Source organism: Bradyrhizobium sp., from assembly GCF_035309285.1.
Classification (GTDB): Bacteria; Pseudomonadota; Alphaproteobacteria; order Rhizobiales; family Xanthobacteraceae; genus Bradyrhizobium.
Genome location: NZ_DATGFH010000028.1, coordinates 1 through 21581, shown reverse-complemented (window position 1 = coordinate 21581; position 21581 = coordinate 1). Strand labels below are relative to the sequence as shown.

19 protein-coding genes are annotated in these 21581 nt (G+C 63.6%); 8 read left to right on the top strand and 11 right to left on the bottom strand.

Annotated features, from left to right (window positions below):
• The first annotated feature begins 931 nt into the window (after window positions 1–931).
• Window positions 932–3727 (top strand): phosphoenolpyruvate carboxylase, encoded by a 2796-nt coding sequence (gene ppc, locus VKR55_RS06670; protein WP_324400994.1) that lies wholly within the window; start codon window positions 932–934, stop codon window positions 3725–3727.
• A 166-nt stretch (window positions 3728–3893) separates the two neighbouring features.
• Here ppc and VKR55_RS06665 read toward each other — a convergent pair whose 3' ends face one another.
• From VKR55_RS06665 to VKR55_RS06650, 4 genes are all read right to left on the bottom strand, one after another.
• Window positions 3894–5057: an SMP-30/gluconolactonase/LRE family protein gene (locus tag VKR55_RS06665; protein ID WP_324400992.1), complete on the bottom strand. Its 1164-nt coding sequence runs from the start codon at window positions 5055–5057 to the stop codon at window positions 3894–3896.
• 114 nt (window positions 5058–5171) lie between these two features.
• Window positions 5172–6086 (bottom strand): SDR family oxidoreductase, encoded by a 915-nt coding sequence (locus VKR55_RS06660; RefSeq protein ID WP_324400990.1) that lies wholly within the window; start codon window positions 6084–6086, stop codon window positions 5172–5174.
• 107 nt (window positions 6087–6193) lie between these two features.
• On the bottom strand, window positions 6194–7333 hold the full coding sequence (locus VKR55_RS06655; protein WP_324400988.1) for a thiolase C-terminal domain-containing protein: 1140 nt from the start codon (window positions 7331–7333) through the stop codon (window positions 6194–6196).
• 4 nt (window positions 7334–7337) lie between these two features.
• Window positions 7338–7751 carry a Zn-ribbon domain-containing OB-fold protein gene (locus VKR55_RS06650; protein WP_324400986.1) on the bottom strand — a complete coding sequence of 138 codons (414 nt, stop codon included), beginning with the start codon at window positions 7749–7751 and terminating at the stop codon, window positions 7338–7340.
• Between the two features lie 262 nt (window positions 7752–8013).
• Between VKR55_RS06650 and VKR55_RS06645 the strand changes: the two genes are divergently transcribed.
• The 7 genes from VKR55_RS06645 to VKR55_RS06615 all read left to right on the top strand — a co-directional run bounded on the left by VKR55_RS06645 (window position 8014) and on the right by VKR55_RS06615 (window position 14587).
• Complete coding sequence (locus tag VKR55_RS06645; protein ID WP_324400984.1) at window positions 8014–9354, top strand: acyclic terpene utilization AtuA family protein; 1341 nt, start codon at window positions 8014–8016, stop codon at window positions 9352–9354.
• Window positions 9355–9357: 3 nt separating this feature from the next.
• Entirely contained in the window at window positions 9358–9678 is a 321-nt protein-coding gene (locus VKR55_RS06640) for an AtuA-related protein (RefSeq protein WP_324400982.1), read from the top strand.
• Window positions 9679–9694: 16 nt separating this feature from the next.
• Entirely contained in the window at window positions 9695–11041 is a 1347-nt protein-coding gene (locus tag VKR55_RS06635) for an amidase (protein ID WP_324400981.1), read from the top strand.
• Window positions 11034–11723, top strand: a complete 690-nt coding sequence (locus VKR55_RS06630; RefSeq protein WP_324400979.1) for a DUF2848 domain-containing protein — start codon at window positions 11034–11036, stop codon at window positions 11721–11723. The genes VKR55_RS06635 and VKR55_RS06630 overlap by 8 nt, the downstream gene beginning before the upstream one ends.
• 197 nt (window positions 11724–11920) lie before the next feature.
• Window positions 11921–12664: a 2OG-Fe(II) oxygenase gene (locus VKR55_RS06625; RefSeq protein WP_324400977.1), complete on the top strand. Its 744-nt coding sequence runs from the start codon at window positions 11921–11923 to the stop codon at window positions 12662–12664.
• Complete coding sequence (gene alkB, locus VKR55_RS06620; RefSeq protein WP_324400975.1) at window positions 12661–13314, top strand: DNA oxidative demethylase AlkB; 654 nt, start codon at window positions 12661–12663, stop codon at window positions 13312–13314. The genes VKR55_RS06625 and alkB overlap by 4 nt, the downstream gene beginning before the upstream one ends.
• A 49-nt stretch (window positions 13315–13363) precedes the next feature.
• Window positions 13364–14587 (top strand): MFS transporter, encoded by a 1224-nt coding sequence (locus VKR55_RS06615; RefSeq protein ID WP_324400972.1) that lies wholly within the window; start codon window positions 13364–13366, stop codon window positions 14585–14587.
• On the opposite strand, the gene VKR55_RS06610 is transcribed toward VKR55_RS06615, so the two are convergent.
• From VKR55_RS06610 to hpaH, 7 genes are all read right to left on the bottom strand, one after another.
• Window positions 14584–16209: a thiamine pyrophosphate-dependent enzyme gene (locus VKR55_RS06610; protein ID WP_324400970.1), complete on the bottom strand. Its 1626-nt coding sequence runs from the start codon at window positions 16207–16209 to the stop codon at window positions 14584–14586. The genes VKR55_RS06615 and VKR55_RS06610 overlap by 4 nt on opposite strands.
• Before the next feature lie 10 nt (window positions 16210–16219).
• On the bottom strand, window positions 16220–17092 hold the full coding sequence (locus tag VKR55_RS06605; protein ID WP_324400968.1) for a fumarylacetoacetate hydrolase family protein: 873 nt from the start codon (window positions 17090–17092) through the stop codon (window positions 16220–16222).
• A 12-nt stretch (window positions 17093–17104) separates the two neighbouring features.
• On the bottom strand, window positions 17105–17803 hold the full coding sequence (locus VKR55_RS06600) for a molybdate ABC transporter substrate-binding protein (RefSeq protein ID WP_324400966.1): 699 nt from the start codon (window positions 17801–17803) through the stop codon (window positions 17105–17107).
• Window positions 17804–17813: 10 nt separating this feature from the next.
• Window positions 17814–18797 carry a 3,4-dihydroxyphenylacetate 2,3-dioxygenase gene (hpaD, locus tag VKR55_RS06595; protein ID WP_324400964.1) on the bottom strand — a complete coding sequence of 328 codons (984 nt, stop codon included), beginning with the start codon at window positions 18795–18797 and terminating at the stop codon, window positions 17814–17816.
• Window positions 18798–18902: 105 nt separating this feature from the next.
• Window positions 18903–20441, bottom strand: coding sequence for a 5-carboxymethyl-2-hydroxymuconate semialdehyde dehydrogenase (gene hpaE / locus VKR55_RS06590; RefSeq protein WP_324400961.1), 1539 nt, complete (start codon window positions 20439–20441; stop codon window positions 18903–18905).
• Complete coding sequence (locus VKR55_RS06585) at window positions 20434–20832, bottom strand: 5-carboxymethyl-2-hydroxymuconate Delta-isomerase (RefSeq protein ID WP_324400959.1); 399 nt, start codon at window positions 20830–20832, stop codon at window positions 20434–20436. The genes hpaE and VKR55_RS06585 overlap by 8 nt, the downstream gene beginning before the upstream one ends.
• A 24-nt stretch (window positions 20833–20856) precedes the next feature.
• Window positions 20857–21581: 2-oxo-hept-4-ene-1,7-dioate hydratase (hpaH, locus tag VKR55_RS06580; RefSeq protein WP_324400957.1), on the bottom strand; the 725-nt coding region annotated here is incomplete at its 5' end.

Genomic DNA, 21581 nt, shown 5'->3' with positions numbered 1-21581 from the left:
GCCTCGCAGCTCGCCTAAACTCCACTTGGACCGCTCTGAGCGCATTCTGGACTTACTGCACGCTTCTGCTCGCCGGTCGTCCTCAACAGCTGGCTCAACTGGGCTGATCGCAAGTTCTTGCCCAGCCTCGTCGGGCAAATCACTTCGTTTTATCGGAATCTTCGTCGTCTTAAGTCAAGACCTCTCGCCAAAAATATTCTGCTTCCGTTTTTCGGAAAGATGTGATCTTTTCCGCTCCATCCCGGCTCGGCTGGAGGGGCGGACGCGTCGTCACGGACGTTGAGGCGGGGAGCGATGGACGCTTTTGGCTGCGACTGACGAGCGCGGTCGAAGCGGATGGCGAAATCGTGTGGTCCTGACACCCCGACGCTGGTGTCAACCCCCGGGATGGCGATGTCGGCCCTGACGGGCACGACACGCCGAGAGCCCGGGGGGACGGTGGCTAGAAAGCCCGGCACACCGAGGAGAGCGCGTATAAGCCGTAAACCATTGCGCAGGGAAGGCCGGGTCGCTCCGGTTGGACCTGTGGTTTTCTTTCTGCGCATTCCACGGGTGCAACCAGCATCCGGTCTTCCCTGCGCCCTTGATCTCAGAGGGACAAAAATTTCACAAAGCTCGGACGCCATGCGCCGCGAGAACGATTGCTCATGAGGAACACCGTCATTGCGAGCCAACAGGTCCGCGCGGAGCGCGGCCCGATGACAGGCTCCGCGAAGCAATCCAGAGCCACGCGTGAGGCTGTGGATTGCTTCGTCGCTATCGCTCCTCGCAATAACGAAGGGTCAAGGCGGTTCCGGCTGCTAGACGGCCACCTCGTCGCGCCGGCAATCTCGCCGCCCTCGGGTCCAGCACCGCCTCCATCTTCATCTTGCGCCGCAGCAAAAAACTTCTAAGACTTGAAAGCGCCGGACAGCTCCTGGAGTAGCCGACGATGTCCTCCCAAACCATGCCTTCCGATGCCGAGCTCAGGCCCAACCGGGCTGATGACGCGCAGGCGCTGGAGGAGGATGTCCGGCTGCGCAACGACATCCGCCTGCTTGGACGCATCCTCGGCGACACCGTGCGCGACCAGGAAGGCGCCGACGTGTTTGACCTCGTCGAGCGTATCCGGCAGACCTCCATCCGCTTCCATCGCGACGAGGACCGCGCCGCCCGCCGCGAGCTCGAATCGATCCTCGACGGCATGTCGATTGACGACACCGTGCGCATCGTCCGCGCCTTCAGCTTTTTTTCGCATCTTGCCAACATTGCCGAGGACCAGAACACCATCCGCCAGATGCGCACCCGCAGCGCCGCCAGGGGCGCGCCGCGGGCCGGCGCGCTCGCCGATACCGTGGCGCTGTCGCAATCAGGCGGCATCTCGAACGCGGAGCTGAAGACATTCTTCAAGACCGCGCTGGTCAGCCCGGTGCTGACGGCGCACCCGACCGAAGTCCGCCGCAAGAGCACGATGGATCGCGAGATGGAGATCGCCCATCTCCTCGACCGCCGCGAGCGCGTGCAACTGACGTCGGAGGAGAAAGAGGCCAGCGACGAGCAGCTCCGTCGGGCGGTGCTGACGCTGTGGCAGACCAATCTGTTGCGCCGGACCAAGCTCACCGTGCTGGACGAGGTCGCCAACGGCCTTTCGTTCTATGACTATACCTTCCTCAGCGAAGTGCCGCGGCTGATTTGCGCGTTGGAAGACCGGCTCAATATCGGCGAGGCCGAACCTTCCGAGATCGCTTCTTTCCTGAGGATGGGAAGCTGGATTGGCGGCGACCGCGATGGCAACCCCTTTGTCACCGCTGACGTGATGCGCGGCACGTTGAAGCTGCAAGCGAGCCGCGTGCTGCAATTCTATCTCGAAGAGCTGCACATGCTCGGCGCGGAGCTCTCGATCGCAGCGCATCTGGCCGATGTCTCCGAAGAATTGCGCGCGCTGGCGCAGCGCTCGCCCGATACCTCGCCGCACCGGCGCGGCGAGCCCTATCGATTGGCTGTCTCCGGCATCTATGCGCGGCTGTCCGCGACCGCCCAGCGACTCCAGGTCGAGGTGGTGCGGCGGCCGGTCGGCCAGGCGGAGCCTTACACGAGCGTCAAGGAATTACAGGCCGATCTCGACGTGCTCGACCGCTCGCTGATCTCGAACAATGCGCGCGTGATCGCGCGCGGCCGGTTGCGGCACTTGCGTCGCGCGGTCGATTGCTTCGGCTTCCACCTCGCGCGCCTCGATATGAGGCAGAATTCGGCCGTCCATGAGCGCACGGTCGCCGAGCTGCTCGACGCAGCGATGCCCGGCATGTCGTACCTCGCGCTGAGCGAGGAGGCGCGCGTGGCGCTGCTCTCCAACGAGTTGCGCAACAACCGCCCGCTGGCGTCGAATTTCGTGAAGTACAGCGAGGAGACGCAGGGCGAGCTCGCGGTGTTCCGCGCCGCGGCCGAAGCGCATGCCAAATTCGGCGATGACGTCATTCCCCAATCCATCATCTCGATGTGCCAGGGCATGTCGGACATGCTTGAGGTCGCGCTGCTTCTGAAAGAAGTCGGGCTGATCAACCCGTCGGGCCGGAGCGCGATCAACATCGTGCCGCTGTTCGAGACCATCGAGGACCTTCAAGCCTGCGCGGGCATCATGGACCGCATGCTGTCGCTGCACGATTACCGCAAGTTCGTGGACAGCCGCGGCGCGGTGCAGGAGGTGATGCTCGGCTATTCCGACTCGAACAAGGATGGCGGCTTCGTCACCTCGGGTTGGGAGCTCTACAAGGCCGAGATTCAGCTCGTCGAGGTGTTCGAGCGCCACCACGTGCGCTTGCGCCTCTTCCACGGCCGCGGCGGCTCGGTCGGCCGCGGCGGCGGGCCGAGCTATGACGCCATCATCGCGCAGCCGGGCGGCGCGGTGAACGGCCAGATCCGTATCACCGAGCAGGGCGAGATCATCTCGTCAAAATATTCCAATGCGGAGGTGGGCCGCAGTAATCTCGAAATCCTGGCGGCCGCGACGCTGGAGGCGAGCTTGTTGCATCCCCGGCAGCCCGCGCCGAAGCGCGACTATCTGATCGCGATGGATCAATTGTCCGCGCTCGCCTTCAAGGCCTATCGCGGCCTCGTCTACGAAACCGACGGCTTTGTCGACTATTTCTGGAACTCTACCGTCATCAACGAGATCGCGACGCTGAACATCGGCAGCCGTCCGGCCTCGCGCAAGAAGACCCGCGCGATCGAGGATTTGCGGGCAATCCCCTGGGTGTTTTCGTGGGCGCAATGCCGGCTGATGCTACCGGGCTGGTACGGCTTTGGCAGCGCGGTCGAGGCCTGGATCGCAGAGCATCCGGAGCAGGGGATGCCGTTCCTGAAGGAGCTTTACAAGGAGTGGCCGTTCTTCCGCATGCTGCTCTCGAACATGGACATGGTGCTTGCCAAAAGCTCGATCGCGATCGCCTCGCGCTACGCGGAGTTGGTGCCTGACGAAGGCTTACGCGAACGGATTTTCGGGCGCATCCGCCGTGAATGGCATCTCGTGATCGAGACGCTGCTCGATATCATGGGGCAGGACCGGCTGTTGCAAGGCAACCCGCTTCTGGAACGCTCGGTACGCCATCGCTTCCCCTATCTCGATCCGCTCAACCATGTGCAGGTCGAGCTGTTGAAGCAGCATCGTGCGCAAGATGCGGACGAGCGGGTGCTGCGCGGCATCCAGATCACGATCAATGGCATTTCCGCCGGCTTGCGGAATACGGGCTAGTCCGTCATTGCGAGGAGCGAAGCGACGACGTGTCCGCCGTAGCTCAAAGAGCGAAGGCGGAAGCAATCCAGACTTCCTTCCGGGCTCTGGATTGCTTCGCGGAGCCTGTCATCGGGCCGCGCTTCGCGCGGACCCGTTGGCTCGCAATGACGACTCATTCGCCCCCTTACGGCTTCAGCGCCCCCTGCGCACCGGTGTAGAGCGCATAGAGCGAGGTCGAGCCGCAGATGTAGAGTCTGTTCCTTTGCTGGCCGCCGAAACACAGATTGGCAACCGTTTCCGGAATGTGAACCTTGCCGAGCAGCTCGCCGTCCTTATTGTAGCAGCGCACGCCATCCTCGTTCGGATCGCCCCAGCCCGACGAACACCAGACATTCCCGTCCCTGTCGCAGCGCATTCCGTCGGTAATGCCGGGCTTGGGGAATTCCACGAAGACCTTTCCGTTCGAGAGCTTTCCGGCACCGACATCCACATCGAACGAACGGATATGGCACGCGTTGTCCGGATTGTCCGTAAAGCCCGTGTCGATGATGTAGAGCTTCTTCTCGTCGGGCGAGAACAAAATTCCGTTGGGCTCGACGAAATCGTCGGCGACGACCTTGATGTCTCCCGATTTGGGATCGACCCGGTAAACGTTATGCTTTTCCTGCTCGGGGGTGGCTTTGATGCCCTCATAATAGCCGCCGATACCGTAGACCGGATCGGTGAACCAGATCGAGCCGTCGGAGGCGGCGACCACATCGTTCGGCGAGTTGAGCTTCTTGCCGTTGTATTTGTCGGCGATGATGGTGATCGACCCATCGAGTTCGGTCCGGGTGACCCGGCGTCCACTGTGCTCGCAGGTGATCAGGCGACCCTCGCGATCGATGGTGTTGCCGTTCGAATTCATCGACGGCTGGCGGTAGACGCTGAGGTGACCGTCATCCTCGCAAAAGCGCATGATGCGGTTGTTGGGGATATCGGAGAACAGCACATAGCGGCCTGCGGGGAAGTAGACCGGTCCCTCGGCCCAGCGCATTCCGGTTGCAACCCGCTCAACCCCGCTGGTGCCGGCAAAGGCAGGGAACCCGGGCGGTCCGAACGAAGGCTTGGTTCCTTTGTTGGCGGACTCGAGGTGGGCATCCGGATAACGGCTGCCGGGCAGCGGGCCCAAGGGTAGCCGATTGGTATTTCTGGTCGGAGCGCCGGTTTCACCGAAGGGCGCCACGGTTTCCGCAGCCGTTGCGCTCGCAGTTACGGCGGTCGCAGCGAGCGCCGCCGCGCCCTTGATCAGTTTGCGGCGGTCGAAGGGTTTGTCGAGATGATCGGGAAAGGTCAGCGGAGTTGTCATGGAATCCTCCCTTGGTTTTTTTGGGAGGAAATCATGTGCTCGCAATCCGGCGTAAAGCAGGCGTCAACCACAGATGGCGCGAAATTTTATCCCGGCTTGCCTAGGAACCATTTGTCAAATCGCGTCCCAGCTAAAAATGTCGGCGGAACGGTCGAGCTTGTAGAACGACGGTTTCAGCGCTGGCATCGCGTGTTCCGCGATCGTCTGCGGCGTCCAGCCTTCGCTTCGCTGCACCGAACGCAGCGGACGGTTCTGGCTGAACAGGAAAATTTCGTTCCTGCGCACGCCAAAGATCTGCCCTGTGACGTCCTTGGCGGCATCGCTGAGCAGATAAGCGGCCATCGGCGCGATCTTCTCCGGACCCATCTGCTTGATCTTCTCGACGCGCGCCTTCTCGGCTTCGGTCTCGGTCGGAATGGTTCCGATGAGCCGGCTCCAGGCAAACGGAGAAATGCAGTTCGAGCGCACATTGAAGCGACTCATATCGAGCGCGATCGATTTCGACAGCCCGACGATGCCGAGCTTCGCGGCGGCATAATTGGCCTGGCCGAAATTGCCGACGAGGCCGGAGGTCGAGGTGAAATGGACGAAAGAACCGCTCTCCTGCTCGCGGAACAGCCGTGCCGCCGCATGCGAGACGTAGAACGAGCCCATCAAATGCACCTTGATGACGGCTTCGAAGGCTTCCACGCTCATGCGGTGGAAGATCATGTCGCGCAAGATGCCGGCATTGTTCACGACGCCGTCGAGCTTGCCGAAATGATCGGTCGCCGCCTTGACGATGCGGCTTGCGGGGATCGCTTCGGCAACCGTCTCGAAATTGGCGACCGCCGTGCCGCCGCGCTTTTTGATCTCCTCGACCACTTCCTCGGCGGGCGTGGCGCTCGTGCCGGATCCATCCGCTGCGCCACCGGGATCGTTGACCACGACCTTGGCGCCTTCGGCGGCGCAGAGCAGCGCAATCTCGCGTCCGATGCCGCGGCCCGCCCCGGTCACGATGATGGATTTGCCTTCGAGTGATTTGGCCAAATGTGCCTCCCGTTCTTCCTTGTCATTCCGGGGCGATGCGAAGCATCGAACCCGGAATCTCGAGATTCCGGGTCTGGTCCTTCGGACCATCCCGGAATGACAAGTGATTACTTCTCGTTCGTAAAGATGATCGTGCCCGACGCCGCGAACATGCCGCCGACGCCATGACAGACAGAAATCTTCGCCTTCGGCACCTGCGCCGGCGCGATGCCGCGCATCTGGCGCACGCTCTCCTGCAGCGCGTACATGCCGTACATGCCCGAATGCATGTAGGACAGGCCGCCGCCATTGGTGTTGAGCGGCAGCTTGCCGCCGGGACGCGTGTTGCCGTCGGCGATGAATCGGCCGGTCTCTTCATAAGGCATGAAGCCGAGATCGCCGAGCCCGAACAGCGGCAGATGCGCAAAGGCATCATAGATCATGAGATGGTCGACATCCTTGTGGGTGATGCCGGCTTCCTTGAATGCGAACGGACCAGCGACCTTGAAGGCGCGCGAGGAGTTGAAGGTCTCCATCTGGCTCACCATCGGCGTTTCCACGCTCTCGCCGGTGCCGAGGATGTAGACCGGCTTCCTCGGGAAATCCTTCGCACGATCAGCGGACGTGAGGACAAGCGCGCCGCCGCCATCGGTGACGAGGCAGCACTGCAAGAGGCGGAACGGATAGGCGATCATCCGCGAGTTCAGGACGTCGGCAACCGTGATCGGATCCTTCATCGTCGCGCGCGGATTTTTCCCCGCCCATTCGCGCTGCACGACGGCGACCGTGGCGATTTGCTCATGGGTGATGCCCCAGCTCTTCATGAAGCGCAGCACGGGGATCGGGAACATGCTGGGCGGGCCGTACACGCCGAACGGCTGTTCGAACTGGCCGTTGAGGCTGTCGGGCGCCGTCGAGCGCGGCTGCTTTCCGATCATCGACTTGCCGCTCTCGGCATGCGTGATCAGCACGGTCTTGCAGAGACCAGCCTCGATGGCGGCAGCCGCATGGCGGACATGCAGCATGAAGGAGCAGCCGCCAACCGACGTGCCGTCGACCCAGGTCGGCTTGATACCGAGATAGTGGCAGACCTGCTGCGGCGTCTCGACCGCGGTGGCAAAGCCGTCGATATCGGAAAGTTTGAGTCCGGCGTCCGCAATCGCATTCAACGCCGCGTCAGCGTGCAACTGGATCTGCGACATGTTCGGGATCACGCCGAGCTCGGTGGTCTCGGCCGCGCCGACGACGGCAACCTGATTCCTGCGCATGACGTTATCCCTTCGCCGGACGGAACAGGGGAAGGGTGATCTTGTCGTCAAGCTTCTCGAACTTGACCTCGACCTTCATGTCGAGCTTGAGCGCCTCCGGCGTCTGCGGGCAGTCGACGATGTTGGTCATCATTCGCGGGCCTTCGTCGAGCTCGACGACGGCAATGGAGTAGGGCGGCGTGAAGCCGGGTGCAGCGGGGCGGTGGTTGATGACATAGCTATAGAGCTTGCCCTTGCCGCTCGCCTTGAAGATCGAGACCTTGCGCGAGCCGCAGGACGGGCAGAATGGCCGCGGCGGAAAGTAGACTTGCGCGCAGACGTCGCAGCGCTGCAGGCGCAATTCGCCGGCCTGCGTGCCGTCCCAGAAATGCTGGGTCTCCGGTGTCGGTTTTGGTTTCGCGCGCGCCAACTCGGCCATGCTGATATTTCCTCCCGAAACTCGTTGTCGTCTTGATGCGACATTTGACCAACAGCCGTCAACGGTCGAGATGCGCGTTCGTGCATGCCGCGTATTCCATCACGCCACAATGGATGAGACGGGAGCGCTTGTGTCGCGCTGGGCCCGCGCGTAGAAGGACCACCAGACCCAAGACATCGGCCCAAGGATTGGAGGAATTGATGCAGGTTGCCGAGATGAGCGGCAATGAAGAGCTGCACCGCGCCGATTTCGGGCTGAAGTGATGCGGGCGATCAGGATCGGATCCGGCGCAGGCTATTCGGGCGATCGTATCGAGCCCGCGGTCGAGCTCGCGGAGAAGGGCAATATCGACTACCTCGTGTTCGAATGCCTGGGCGAGCGCACGGTGGCGCTGGCGCAGCAGGCGCGGATGAAGAACTCCGAAAGCGGCTACGACCCGCTCTTGGAAGAGCGCATGCGAGCCGTGCTGCCGCTCTGCGCCGCCAAGAGCATCAAGATCGTCACCAATATGGGCGCGGCCAATCCGGAAGCTGCGGCGCGGAAGACCGCGGAGATCGCGCGATCGCTGGGCTTGTCGAAACTCAAGGTCGCAGCCGTCGTCGGCGACGATGTGCTGGAGGCCTGCAAGGCGGGCAACCTCCCGATCATGGAGTTCGACGGCACCATCAAGCAGCTCGGCAACAAGCTGCTCTCGGCCAATGCCTATCTTGGCGCCGAGCCGATGGCGGAAGCGCTGACCAAGGGCGCCGATGTTGTGATCACCGGCCGCGCGTCCGATCCGGCGCTGTTCCTCGCGCCGATGATCTATGCCTTCGGCTGGGCCATGGATGACTGGAACCTGCTGGGGCAGGGCACGGTCGCAGGCCACCTGCTCGAATGCGCCGGCCAGATCACCGGCGGCTATTTCGCCGATCCCGGATATAAAGACATCCCCGATCTCGCACGGCTCGGCTTTCCCATCGGCGAAGTCGGCGAAGACGGCTCGCTCGTCGTCACCAAGGTGCCGGGCTCGGGCGGCGCGGTCACCGCGCAGACCTGCAAGGAGCAATTGCTCTACGAGGTTCATGATCCCACGCAATATTTCCAGCCGGACGTGGTCGCGGATTTTTCGCAAGTGTCGGTCGAGGAGATTGCGCCGGATCGTGTGCGTGTGAGCGGCGGCCGCGGCACCAAACGCACCGGAACGTTGAAGGTCTCGGTCGGCTATATCGACAGTTTTATCGGCGAGGGGCAGATCTCCTATGCAGGCCCCGGTGCATTGGCGCGCGGCCGGCTCGCGCTCGACATCGTCCGCGAGCGGCTGAAACTGACCGGCGTTGCCACGAATGAATTGCGCTTCGACCTGGTCGGAATGGACTCGCTGCACGGACCGCAAGTCTCCGCGCATGGCAACGAACCCTACGAGGTGCGCGTGCGCGTCGCCGGCCGCACCGAAAACTTGCGCGAAGCCGTGCGCATCGGCAATGAAGTCGAGACGCTCTACACCAACGGCCCGGCCGGCGGCGGCGGCGCCTGGAAATCCGCGCGTGACGTGGTGGCGGTCGCTTCCGTGTTGTTGCGGCGCGAGCTTGCGAAGCCGCAAGTTCGTTTCGTCGAGGCGTGATCCATGAAGCTCCGCGAGATCGCGCATTCGCGCACCGGCGATAAGGGCAACACGTCCAACATCTCCGTGATCGCTTATGATGAGAAGCATTATCCGCTGCTGGTCGAGCAAGTCACCGCCGATCGCGTGAAGGCACATTTTTCCGGCGTTGTCGAAGGCGAGGTAGTACGTTATGAGTTGCCGAAGATCGCGGCGCTCAATTTCGTGATGGGCCAGACGCTGGGCGGCGGGGTAACACGCTCGCTCGCGCTCGACGCGCACGGCAAGTCGCTGAGCTCCGCGCTGCTCGATCTGGAAATCACGGCTCCTTCGGGCTCCGAATAAACCGAGTACAACAATCATGCCGAACCCGACCCTTGCCGCGCTTGCCGATGATCTCGAAGCCGGCCGCGCCTCCGCACGCAAACTCGTCGAGGAGTGTCTTGCAAGAATTGCCGACCCTGCAGGCGAGGGCCAGCGCACCTTCGTCCATGTCGACAAGGACGCGGTGCTGGAAGCGGCCGACGCGATGGATCACCTGCGCAAAGCGCGCGCCGCTCCATCGCGCTTTGCGGGCATTCCCGTCTCGATCAAGGACCTGTTCGACATCAAGGGACAGGTGACGCGGGCGGGCTCGCGGGCGCTCGAGGATTCCGCGCCTGCGGAAAAGGATGCGCCCGTGGTGGCGCGGTTGCGTCGCGCCGGCTTCATCGTGATCGGTCGCACCAACATGACCGAGTTTGCCTATTCCGGCATCGGCATCAATCCGCACTACGGCACGCCGAAGGGCGCCTGGCAGCGCAGCGCCGGCCACGTTCCCGGCGGCTCATCCTCGGGTGCAGCGGTGTCGATCGCCGATCGCATGGCGTATGGCGCGCTTGGAACGGATACCGGCGGCTCGTGCCGCATCCCGGCGGCCTATAACAGTATCGTCGGCTACAAGCCGACGCAGCGCCGCATCCCGCTTGATGGCGGCGTGCCGCTATCCTTCAGCCTCGATAGCTACGGGCCGCTCGCCAACTCCGTGCAATGCTGCGCGACGTTGGATGCCGTGCTCGCCGATGAAGCGATACCCACATTGCGGCCACGGCCGATCAAGGGCATGCGGCTTGCTGTGCCGATGACGACGGCGCTCGATGAGCTCGACGATGCCGTGGCCAAGACCTTCGAACGTACGCTGGAGAGGTTGTCGCGCGCGGGGGCGCTGATCGAACATATCGAGGTGCCGGAATTTCTCGATGTCGGCGTGATGAACAGCAAGGGCGGTTTTGCCGCCTCCGAAAGTTATGCCTGGCATCGCTATCTCATCACCAGCAAAGGCGAACAGTATGATCCCCGCGTCTCCGTGCGTATCCTGCGCGGAGAGGGCATCAGCGCGGCCGACTATGTCGACCTCATCAACGCGCGACGCTCGCTGATCGCGCGCATCGCTGTCCGGCTCGCACCCTATGACGCGCTCGTCATGCCGACGACGGCGAACACTCCGCCCAAGATCGCCGATCTGGCAGACGACAAGACATTCACAGTGGCGAATCTACGTTCGCTGCGAAATTGCACGCTGATCAACATGATCGACGGCTGCGCAATCTCGCTGCCGGCCCATCGCGAGGGAGAGGTGCCGGTCGGGCTGATGCTGGCCTCAACGGGTGGCTCCGACCGGCGTATCTTCGAGCTGGCGGCCGGAATGGAGGATAGGATCCGTGTTTGACCTGACCTTTGACGTCATCGACCGCGATGGCGGCTCCATGCCGCTGACGCTGGCGATCGACCAAGCCGTGATCGCCGGCTGGACCGGCCGCGATCCCGTCGCGCGCGATAAGCATATCGCCGAGCTGGAGGCGCTCGGTATTGCGCGGCCTGCAACGACTCCGATCTATTACCGATGCTCGGCGCGCCGGCTGACCCAGGAAGACTCGATCGAGGCCTGCGGCAATGATTCGAGCGGCGAGGTCGAGTTCGTCCTGATCGGTTGGCAGGGCCGCACCTTTGTCGGTCTCGGCTCCGACCACACCGACCGCAAAGTCGAAAGCTATGGCGTCACCGTTTCCAAGCAGATGTGCGACAAGCCGATCGCTTCCACGCTGTGGGAGCTGGAAGACGTCATTGGCCATTGGGACCGGATGATCCTGCGCTCGTGGGCCTGGATCAACGGCAAGCGCGAACTCTACCAGGAGGGCACGTTGGACGCGATGCTGCCGGTCGATGTGCTGGTCAGTAAGGGCTTTGAGGGCGGCAAGCTGCCGGATGGCTGCGCGATGTTCGGCGGCACCTTCGCCGCCAAGGGTGGCATCCGCCCCGCCGACCGCTTCGAGTATGAGCTGGAGGACCCTGTGCTCAAGCGCACGATCCGCCACGCCTACGATGTGATTACGTTGCCGGTGCGGGGGTAGTCCGTCGTCCCGGCCAAGCGAAGCGCGAGCCGGGACCCCATAACCACAGGACGCGGTTTGGAGCACAACTCTCAGTTTCGGCAACAACAAAAGCCTGTGGTTATGGGTCCCCGCTTTCGCGGGGACGACATGGGAGTGGGCCGTCACCTCCCAGAAATCGGGTGGCGCAAAGCCTTCCGCTGCCCCAAATTGGGGGCATGAAAACCAACACCGCCATTCGTCCGGTTCCCCCGACCGATATCGCCGCCCGCGTGAATGCAATCGACTGGGCGCGAGCCGAAGCCGATCTCGACGCCCAGGGCTGCGCCGTACTCAAGGGCTTGCTCGCGCCCGACCAATGCCGGGCCCTGGCGTCGCTCTATGCCGACGATGCGCATTTCCGCAGCCGCATCGTGATGGGAAGCCACGGCTTTGGCCGCGGCGAATACAAGTATTTCTCCTATCCGCTGCCAGATCTGATTTCAGTGCTGCGGCCCGTACTCTATGCACGGCTGCAAGGCATCGCCAATCGCTGGAATGAGGCGATGGGGGTCTACATCCGCTATCCCGAGCGCCACGAGGCGTTCCTGAAACGCTGCCATGACGCCGGTCAGACCCGGCCGACTCCGTTGCTGCTGCAGTATGAAGCCGGCGACTACAATTGCTTGCACCAGGACCTCTACGGCGAGCATGTGTTCCCGCTGCAGGTCGCGATCCTCTTGTCGGAGCCGGATCGCGATTTCGAGGGAGGCGAATTCGTGCTGACGGAGCAGCGGCCGCGCATGCAGTCGCGCGCCGAAGTGGTCGCGCTGCGGCAGGGCGACGCCGTCGCCTTTGCCGTGCATCATCGCCCGGTGCAGGGGACGCGCGGCACCTATCGCGTCAATCTGCGCCATGGTGTGAGCCGGCTGCGGTCGGGTCTGCGGCACACGGTTGGCGTGATTTTCCATGATGCCAAATGACCGCGGATTTGTTTGACGGCGTTGACGAGGTCCGCCCGGCGCGCGAGACAATCGCCGACGGCGCGATGCTGCTGCGCGGCTTCGCGCGGCCGGTCCAGCACGACCTGCTCCGCGCGATCGATGGCATCGTCACGCAGTCGCCGTTCCGCCATATGTCGACGCCGGGCGGCTACCAGATGTCGGTCGCAATGACCAATTGCGGCAGCCTCGGCTGGGTCACTGATCGCACGGGCTATCGCTATGATGCGATCGACCCGGATTCGGGAAAACCCTGGCCCGACATGCCGCCGATCTTTCGCGAACTGGCAGGGCAGGCGGCGGCGCAGGCAGGATACGCCGACTTCCGGCCGGAAGCCTGCCTCGTCAATCGCTATGAACCGGGCGCGCGGCTGTCGCTGCACCAGGACCGCGACGAAGAGAATTATGACGCGCCGATCGTCTCCGTCTCGCTCGGCCTGCACGCGATCTTCCTGTGGGGTGGACTGAAACGCGCTGATAAGACTGCGCGCTACCGCTTGGAGCATGGCGACGTCGTCGTCTGGGGTGGATCCTCGCGGCTGGTCTTCCATGGTGTCGCGCCACTCGCCGATGGCGAGCACGCGCTGCTCGGCCGCCAGCGTATCAACCTGACCTTCCGCAAGGCGCGCTAGCTCCGATTGTCGCATTTCCGCTCGTGCCCATCTGCCTTATGATGGGTTCATGGCCTCGACCGAAATCACCGCAGATGCCAGCGCCAGCGGCAACCGCGCGGGCATTTGCCTGGCATTTCTGCAGCTCATCTTCACGCTGGGCTGGACCACCTATGTGATCTACCTGCCAAAGCTGGCGGCAGAGGTCGGCATCGCGCCGGCGGCCGTGATCCTCGTCCTGATGCTCGATCAGGCGATCTTCACCATCACCGATACCGCAATGGGCATTGCCGCCGACCGGATTGCGGCCCTGGTTGGACGGCTTGGCCTCGTCGTCGCGCTCCTGACGGCCCTGTCCTGCGCGGCCTTTGTCGCGCTGCCTTTCGTCGCGGGGGCGGGGGCTCATGCAAGGGTCTACTTCATCGCCTTGATCGTGATCTGGGCGATCACCTCGTCGGCGCTCCGCGCGCCTCCGCTGATGCTGCTCGGGAAATATGCGGCGCGGCCGAGCATTCCATTTCTCGCGACGCTTGCGATGCTCGGCTATGGGCTTGCCGGGGCGGTATCGCCCTATCTCGGCGTCGTGCTGCGCGACGTCGATCCGCGCCTGCCCTTTGTGATCTCCAGCGTGGTGCTCCTGATCACGACGCTAGCGCTCTCGTATGTCGAGCATGACCTCGCGAAAGACGCTGCCCCTACGAAGTCTGCCGCGCCGCCAAGATCCTTCGGCATCGTGCCGATCATCTTCATCGCAGCAACGGTCCTGCTCGCGCTCGGCTATCAACTTCATTTTGCGGTCAATAGCGCGCCGATCTATCTGCGCTTCGCCAAGCCGATGGAACTGCAATGGCTGATGCCGGTGTTCTGGATCGGCTTCAACATTGCGATGTTCCCGGCGAGCCGGATCGTCAAGCATCGCGGCGGGCTGGTTGTGATGGGTGTGGCTGGATTGCTCGGCGCCGTCGCGATCATCGTTGCGGAGCTGGCGGGAGACCTCTCGACCCTCGTCATCGCGCAGTTCCTCGCGGGCGCCGCCTGGGGCTGCATGCTGATGAGCGCGGTCTCGGCAGCGCTTGCGATCGGTCACACCGGCGCGGAGGGCAAGGTCACCGGTCTCGTGTTCTCGGCGCTGGCGCTTGCGACCTTCGCGCGCATGGCTGCAGTCGCGGGCGGCTTGCAGAAGCTGCCGGACTACGCGCCGCTCCTGCACTGGGCGCCGGTCGCCTGCTGGGCGGTCGCCGGCGCCGGCCTGCTGGTGATTGCGGCCGCGAGGCTGCAGGGCGGGGAACGTTAGTTCCGCGCCGGGTGGATGAATGTCCAGGGCGTGACTTCGGAATCCCGGGGCACCTCGACCGCGATCAGATATGGCCCGCCATGGGCAAGCGCCTTCTCCAGCGCGGGCTTGAAATGATCTGGTGCAGTGACGCGGCTTGCCGCGACGCCAAAGGATTCGGCGAGCTTGACGAAATCCGGATTGACGAGGTCGGCCGCCACCACGCGGCCGTCGAAGCGGTTGCGCTGGTCACGCCGAACATTGCCATAGGCATTGTTGTTGAACACCAGCGTCACTACGCCGATGTTGAACTGCACGGCGGTGGACAGCTCCGCTGCCGCGAACATGAAGCCGCCGTCGCCGGTGATGGCGACCACCGGCCGGTCCGGATTGGCGACCTTGGCGCCGAGCGCGGTCGGAAAGCCCGAGCCGAGCGTGCCCTGATAGCCCGAGGTGATGAAAGTGCGCGGCTCGTAGATCGGAAAGCCGTACCAGGACGCGAAGCCGACCTGCGACAGCTCGTCGGTGACGATCGCGTTTGACGGCAGCACCTCGCGCAAAATGTTGAGGTACGCCATCTGCGGCTGCACCTTCTGGATCTCCTGCTGCGCCGCTGCCGTCGCCTCACGGATCGCGGCGCGGCGGCCGCTGGTCTTGCGATAGCCGGCCTTGCGGACGACGGCCAGCAGCTCGCGCGCGCCCGCCCTGGAGTCCGAGATCACGGCGACATCAGGTGTGAAGCGGCGCATCTCGACCGGATCGATATCGATGCGCACCGATTTCAGGCCCTCGGGCCGATAGGGCCAGCGCGACATGGTCGGCAGCTCCAGCCGCGTGCCGATGCCGATCATGAGATCGACGGTCGGCCAGAGTTTGTAGCCGGCGGCCATGGTGATCCCGAGCTCATGCGCATTCGACACGATGCCGCGGCCGGAGCGGAAGGCAACGACCGGCGCGTCGATCATCTCCGCAAGCTCCAGGATTTCCTCCCGCGCATGGATCGCGCCCGAGCCGACGAAGATCATCGGCGTCTTGCTGCCGGCAATGAGCGCAGCCGCTTCCTTGATGCGATCGGGATCCGGCTGCGGCGCCGGGAAGGGATCGAACACTTTCGTCTGCGCGACGTCGGCGCGCTGGGTGAAGACGTCCCAGGGCATTTCCAGCGAGACCGGGCCGCGGCGGCCCGACATCATCTCCTGGAACGCGCGCGAGACCATGCTCGGCGCGATATCGGGATACTCGATGCGATCGGCCCATTTCACGAAGGTGCGGAGCGTCGCAAGCTGGTCCGGCATCTCGTGCAGATGGCCGCGGCCCTTGCCCAGAAACTGCGTCGGCACCTGGCCGGTGAGGCACAGCACTGGCTCGTTCCCACCGAACGCCGTCAGCAACGCGGCGCTCGCGTTCATCAGGCCGGGGCCGGGCACCACACTGAACACGCCGGGCTTGCCGGTCGAACGTGCATAGCCATAGGCCATGTAGCCGCAGGTCTGCTCGTGCCGCGCGCCGATTACCTTGAGCTGCGCCTGGTGAAAGGCGTCGAACAGGCCGTAGGTCTGCGCGCCGGGCAGGCCGAACACGGTGTTGACGCCGTGGGCGACGAGCCCACTGACGATCGCTTCGCCGCCGGTCATGGAGGTCATGGTGTGATCCTTACAGGGTTTCGTCGGCGACAGTATTGCGCAGCACGCCGATGCCGTCGGCCTCGATCTCGACGACGTCGCCGGGCTTGAGATAGCGCGGCGGGTCGAACCGCGCGCCGGCGCCCGTCGGCGTGCCCGTAACGATGACGTCGCCGGGCACCAGCGTGGTGAAAGTCGAGATGTAGTTGAGGAGATAGCGAAAGCCGAAGATCAGGCGCGAAGTGCGGTCGTCCTGCCGCGTCTCGCCATTGACGCGGGTGGTGAGGCGGATATCGGCGATCTGCGATTCATTGGTGTAGGGCACGATCCACGGCCCGAGGCTCCCGGTGGAATCGAAGTTCTTGCCTTGCGTCACGTTGAATTTCGCATGCCGCACCCAGTCGCGGATGGTGCCTTCGTTGCAGAGCGTGATCGCGGCGATATGGCTGAGCGCATCGCTCTCCTTGATGTGGCGGCCGGCCTTGCCGATCACGAGCGCGATTTCGCCTTCATAATCGAGCTGGGTCGAGGCGCGCGGCCGCACCAGCGGGTTGTTGTGGCCGACAAAGGAACGCGCCGTGCGCATGAACATGCTCGGAAATTTCGGCGCGTCCGAGCCGTCCTTGTATTCGGCGTTGCGATCGGGATAGTTGACGCCGATGCAGATGATCTTTTCCGGTGCGGGGATCGGCGGCTGAAAGCTGACGGCATCGAGCGGAGCATCCGGTGTGCGCCGTTCCGCGTCCTCGGCCAGTTTCATCAGCGCGCCGGCGGCGATCACCTCTCGCAGCGTCGGATAGTCCTTGCCGAAGCGCGCGGAGAGATCGACAACGCCGTTGTCGGTGATGGCGCCGTAAGCCATCTTGCCGCCGGCAGCATAAGTCGCAATACGATGGTTGGTCATGAGATGTCCCGTTTAGGCTGGCGTCATGCCGACGGCCTTGATGGCAGCAACGGCGGCGGGTGTTTTCAGAAAATCGATCAGCGCGTTTGCCGCGGCCGCATCGCTGGCATCGGCGGCGACGGCTGCGGGAAACATCAGCTCCTGCTGCAGATCGGCGGGAAAGAGACCGGCGAGCTCGACGCCTGGCATGTGGAACACATTCGTCAGGAAGATGCCAAGCTCGGCCTCGCCCCTGGCAACGGCCGGCGCGATCGAAGTCGGCATCGTCTGCACCCTGGTCTTGGCTTTCATCTGCTCGGCAATGCCGAGGCGCTGATAGACCTTGGCGATATAGGCGCCGGCCGCGCTTTCCGGCGTGGACGCGACTGAGGAGGCGGCGAGCAGTGCCTTCTTGAAGCAGTCAGGCGTGGAGAGATCAGGCTTCGGCGCACCAGCACGAACGACGACGCCAAAGCCGACACGGGCGATACTGACGATGGGACCGGCGAGATGGCGCTTCGCGGACGCATCCTTGAAGACATCGGCAGGCACGACGACGACATCGAACGGCGTGCCCGCATTGATCCGGCTGATGATATTCGGCGTGGAATCAAAATGGATGGAGAGCGTGTAACCGCTCGCCGTCTCGAATTGCGGGCCGATCTCCCTTAAAAGGCCGGCGAGCGAGCCGCCGGCAATCAGCTTGAGTTCGGAAGCCTTCGCGGGGGTCATCAGCGCGATCTCAATCCGCAACGGTCACCTGGGCGACGAAGGCGGGCTCGCGTACCTTGGTGGTGGGGAAGGGCGAGCCCTCCTCGAACCAGGAGCGCGGCGCCGGCGCGCCCCACAGGGTTTGACGCCGCGGATCGTTCAGCGACCAGCGCAGCGGCTCGTGGTCATGGTCCATGGTGAAATAATCGCTGGTGTAGAGCTCGAGGCGATGGCCGTCGGGATCGCGGACATAGAGGAAGAACGCATTCGAGATGCCGTGGCGGCCAGGCCCGCGCTCGAGGCTCTTCAGGTAGCCGCTGGAGGCCATCACGTCGCAGAGATGCAGCACATTCATCGCGGTCGGAACCCAGTAGCAGAAATGGTGCAGGCGGGGGCCCTTGCCGTTGGTGATGGCGAGATCATGTACATTGCCCTTGCGATGCAGCCAGGCGGCGGCGATGCGCCCGTTCGGGCCATCCTCCTCGGCATATTCGGTGAGGCGGAAGCCGAGCCGGGCATAGAAGTCCATCGTGTCCTGCACCTCGGCGGCGAACACGTTGAAATGGTCGAGGCGCTGCGGATGGCAGCCCTTGTAGAGGTCGTAGCGACGCAGGAGATGCGGCCGTTTGTCCATCGTCGCGTAGAGCTCGATCTGGAAGCCGAACGGATCGGTGAATTGCAGCGTGCGGCCCTGGAACGGCTGCTCGGCGAATTTGTGCTGAATGCCGTTGGCGGAAAAGAAGCTCGCCGCCTTGTCGAGGTCGCCCTCGTTGCCGACCTTGAAGCCGATCCGGTTGCACGCGGCGACCGGCGCCTTGCGCAGCACCAGCGAGTGATGCTGATGCTCCTCGAAGCCGCGCAGATAGACGGCGCTATTGTCGGCGTCCTCGACATGGAGGCCGACCGCCGTCTCATAGAACGCGCGGCTCGCCTTCAGATCCGTCACGTCGAGGACGACGTGGCTCGAGCGGACGATGTTGAAGGGCGGATCGAAGACGTGTTTCGGTATGGGCATTGGCTGTCCTTGTCGATGTCATTCCGGGGCGATGCAAAGCATCGAACCCGGAATCTCGAGGTTCCGGGTTCGCGACTTCGTCGCGCCCCGGAACGACGGTGCAATTCAAATTCCCAGTCTCTGAATCCTGTGCGTGCCCCGCGCGAGCGAGACGTGCTTGGTTTCCATGTAGAAGTCGAAGGAGTAGTCGCCGCCGTCGCGGCCGATGCCGGACGCCTTCATGCCGCCGAAGGGCGTGGGCAGATGGCGGACGTTCTCCGAATTGAGCCAGATCATTCCGGCTTCCAGCGCGTCCGCGACGCGCAGCGCGCGGCCCATGTCGCCGGTCCAGACATAGCCGGTCAGGCCGTAATTCACGTCGTTGGCGATCTCGATCGCGTGCGCCTCGTCGCGGAAGGGGATCACGGTGAGGAACGGCCCGAACACCTCCTCCTGCGCCACGCGCATTTTCGCATGCGCGCCTGTGACGAGGGTCGGCTGCACATAATGCCCGCCGCCGGGGCCGTCATGAGGCTTGCCGCCAACGGCAATCACCGCACCATCCTTCCGCGCCACATCGAAATAGGCGCAGACTTTCGCGAGGTGCCGCTCATGGATCAGCGGCCCGATCTCGGTTGAGGGATCGAGGGGGTGACCGACCTTCAGCGCCTTCACGCGCGCCGTCAGCTTCTCGATAAATCGTTCCGCGATGCTCTGCTGCACCAGGAGGCGGCTGGAGGAGGTGCAGCGCTCGCCGTTCAGCGAGTAGATCATGAACACGACCGCATCGAGCGCGCGGTCGAGATCGGCGTCGTCGAAGACGATCACCGGGTTCTTGCCGCCCAGCTCGAAGTGCACGCGTTTCAGGGTCTTTGCGCCCTGCGCCATGATCGCCGAGCCCGTGGCGCTTTCGCCGACAAAGCCGATCGCCTTGATCGCAGGATGTTCGGTGAGCGCCTTGCCGGCTTCCTCGCCGAAGCCGTGCACGGTGTTGAACACGCCATCCGGCACGCCCGCTTCCTTCACGAGCTTGGCCAAGAGATCGGCCGTGATCGGCGACCATTCCGCCGGCTTGTGCACGATCGTACAGCCGGCGGCGAGGGCGGGGGCAATCTTCCAGGTCGAGAGCATGAACGGCGTGTTCCAGGGTGTGATCACGCCCACCGGGCCGATCGGCACGCGCGTGGAAATATTCCAGTGCTCTTCGCTCGGCATATTGAGGCCGTCGCGTGCCTCCGCGCATCTGTCGGCGAAGAAGCGGAAGTTTTCCGCCGCGCGAATGGCTGCCTTGGCCATAAAGCGGTGCGCCTGGCCGGTGTCGATGCATTCGAGCACGGCGATGTCGTCGGCGCGGTGCTCGATGGCGTCCGCCACGCGGTGCAACAGCTTCCGTCGCATCGACGCCGACATGTCGCGCCAGGATTTGAACGCGAGCGAAGCTGCGGTTGCGGCGCGGTCGATGTCCTCGGGTCCGCCGCGCGCGACCGATGCCAGCAGCGAGCCGTCGATCGGTGATTTGGTCTCAAAGGTGTCGCCGGAAATCGAGGCTACGATCTTGCCGCCGATCATGTGGCCGATGCCGTCGGCGCGGAGCTGTTTCAGAAGCGGCGCGGCGCGATCCTTGTTGGCCTGGAACAGATCGGATTTCGGCGTGACCTTATCCATGGACGGTCTCCACTTTCAAGGCTTCGTGGATGTTGTTGCGTTTGAAGCTCGTCTCCTTGTCGTTGATCTGCATGTCGAACGACAGCGCGAATTTGGTTTGCGCGAAGACCGGATCAAGGTGCGCGGACAGCACCTTGAAGATGTGCTCGCCGGCCTTCTTGCGCGTGGCGAGGTCGCGGCCTTCGCCGAGCCGGAGGACCATGTCGAGGAAGGCGAGGTTGGGATTGCCGTCGGCGATTGCAAAATGCTCGCATTTGATGGCGCGGACGCGGATGCCGCCGAGCGGGAAGATGCCGGTCTCGACCGCGGCCTTGCGGACGACCTCGACGACCTTGCCCATGTCGACGCGTCCGTCGAGATTGGCGGAATATTCGATCGTGAAATGCGGCATGGCAAAATCACTCCATGTTGAAGACTAAGCGAAATAGCAGCTCACGCTGCCGAAGGGCCCATAATCGGCCTGGATTGTGTCGCCCTTGCGGGTCTCGATCGGACGGATGAACGAGCCCGCCAGCACGACCTGGCCGGGCTCGAGCGCAAGCCCATGCGGCGCGATCTTGTTGGCAAGCCAGGCCACCGCTGTGGCAGGATGATTGAGCACGCCGGCGGCAAGACCCGTTTCTTCCAGCTGGCCGTTCTTGAAACACAGCGCGCCGATCCAGCGCAGGTCGGCGTCGAGCGGCCTGATTGGCCGGCCGCCCAGCACGATGCCGGCATTGGCGGCGTTATCGGCAATGGTGTCGAAAATCTTGCGCGTCGCCTTGGTGTTGGGATCGACGCGCTCGATCCGCGTGTCCAGGATTTCCAGCGCCGGCACGACGAAGTCCGTCGCGTTCAACACATCGAACATCGTGCAGTCGGGTCCTTTGAGGCGCTTTGCCATGACAAAGGCGAGCTCCGCCTCGATGCGCGTTGCAATGAAGCGATCGGTCGGTACCAGCCCGCCATCGGCAAAGAACATATCGTCAAGCAGCACGCCGGAATCCGGCTCGTCGATATTGAGCGCGCTCTGCATCGCCTTCGAGGTGAGGCCGATCTTGTGGCCTTTGACGTTGCGGCCCGCTTTCGTCTTGATCGCGATCCAGGCCTTCTGGATGGCATAAGCATCCTCGACCGTGATCGCCGGAAATTCCTGCGAGA

Bases quoted from the DNA above. Each gene is read 5' to 3' on its own strand.
- ppc (WP_324400994.1), top strand. From the start codon at position 932: ATGTCCTCCCAAACCATGCCTTCCGATGCCGAGCTCAGGCCCAACCGG.
- VKR55_RS06665 (WP_324400992.1), bottom strand. From the start codon at position 5,057: ATGACAACTCCGCTGACCTTTCCCGATCATCTCGACAAACCCTTCGAC.
- VKR55_RS06655 (WP_324400988.1), bottom strand. From the start codon at position 7,333: ATGCGCAGGAATCAGGTTGCCGTCGTCGGCGCGGCCGAGACCACCGAG.
- VKR55_RS06650 (WP_324400986.1), bottom strand. From the start codon at position 7,751: ATGGCCGAGTTGGCGCGCGCGAAACCAAAACCGACACCGGAGACCCAG.
- VKR55_RS06645 (WP_324400984.1), top strand. From the start codon at position 8,014: ATGCGGGCGATCAGGATCGGATCCGGCGCAGGCTATTCGGGCGATCGT.
- VKR55_RS06640 (WP_324400982.1), top strand. From the start codon at position 9,358: ATGAAGCTCCGCGAGATCGCGCATTCGCGCACCGGCGATAAGGGCAAC.
- VKR55_RS06635 (WP_324400981.1), top strand. From the start codon at position 9,695: ATGCCGAACCCGACCCTTGCCGCGCTTGCCGATGATCTCGAAGCCGGC.
- VKR55_RS06625 (WP_324400977.1), top strand. From the start codon at position 11,921: ATGAAAACCAACACCGCCATTCGTCCGGTTCCCCCGACCGATATCGCC.
- alkB (WP_324400975.1), top strand. From the start codon at position 12,661: ATGACCGCGGATTTGTTTGACGGCGTTGACGAGGTCCGCCCGGCGCGC.
- VKR55_RS06615 (WP_324400972.1), top strand. From the start codon at position 13,364: ATGGCCTCGACCGAAATCACCGCAGATGCCAGCGCCAGCGGCAACCGC.
- VKR55_RS06610 (WP_324400970.1), bottom strand. From the start codon at position 16,209: ATGACCTCCATGACCGGCGGCGAAGCGATCGTCAGTGGGCTCGTCGCC.
- VKR55_RS06605 (WP_324400968.1), bottom strand. From the start codon at position 17,092: ATGACCAACCATCGTATTGCGACTTATGCTGCCGGCGGCAAGATGGCT.
- VKR55_RS06600 (WP_324400966.1), bottom strand. From the start codon at position 17,803: ATGACCCCCGCGAAGGCTTCCGAACTCAAGCTGATTGCCGGCGGCTCG.
- hpaD (WP_324400964.1), bottom strand. From the start codon at position 18,797: ATGCCCATACCGAAACACGTCTTCGATCCGCCCTTCAACATCGTCCGC.
- hpaE (WP_324400961.1), bottom strand. From the start codon at position 20,441: ATGGATAAGGTCACGCCGAAATCCGATCTGTTCCAGGCCAACAAGGAT.
- VKR55_RS06585 (WP_324400959.1), bottom strand. From the start codon at position 20,832: ATGCCGCATTTCACGATCGAATATTCCGCCAATCTCGACGGACGCGTC.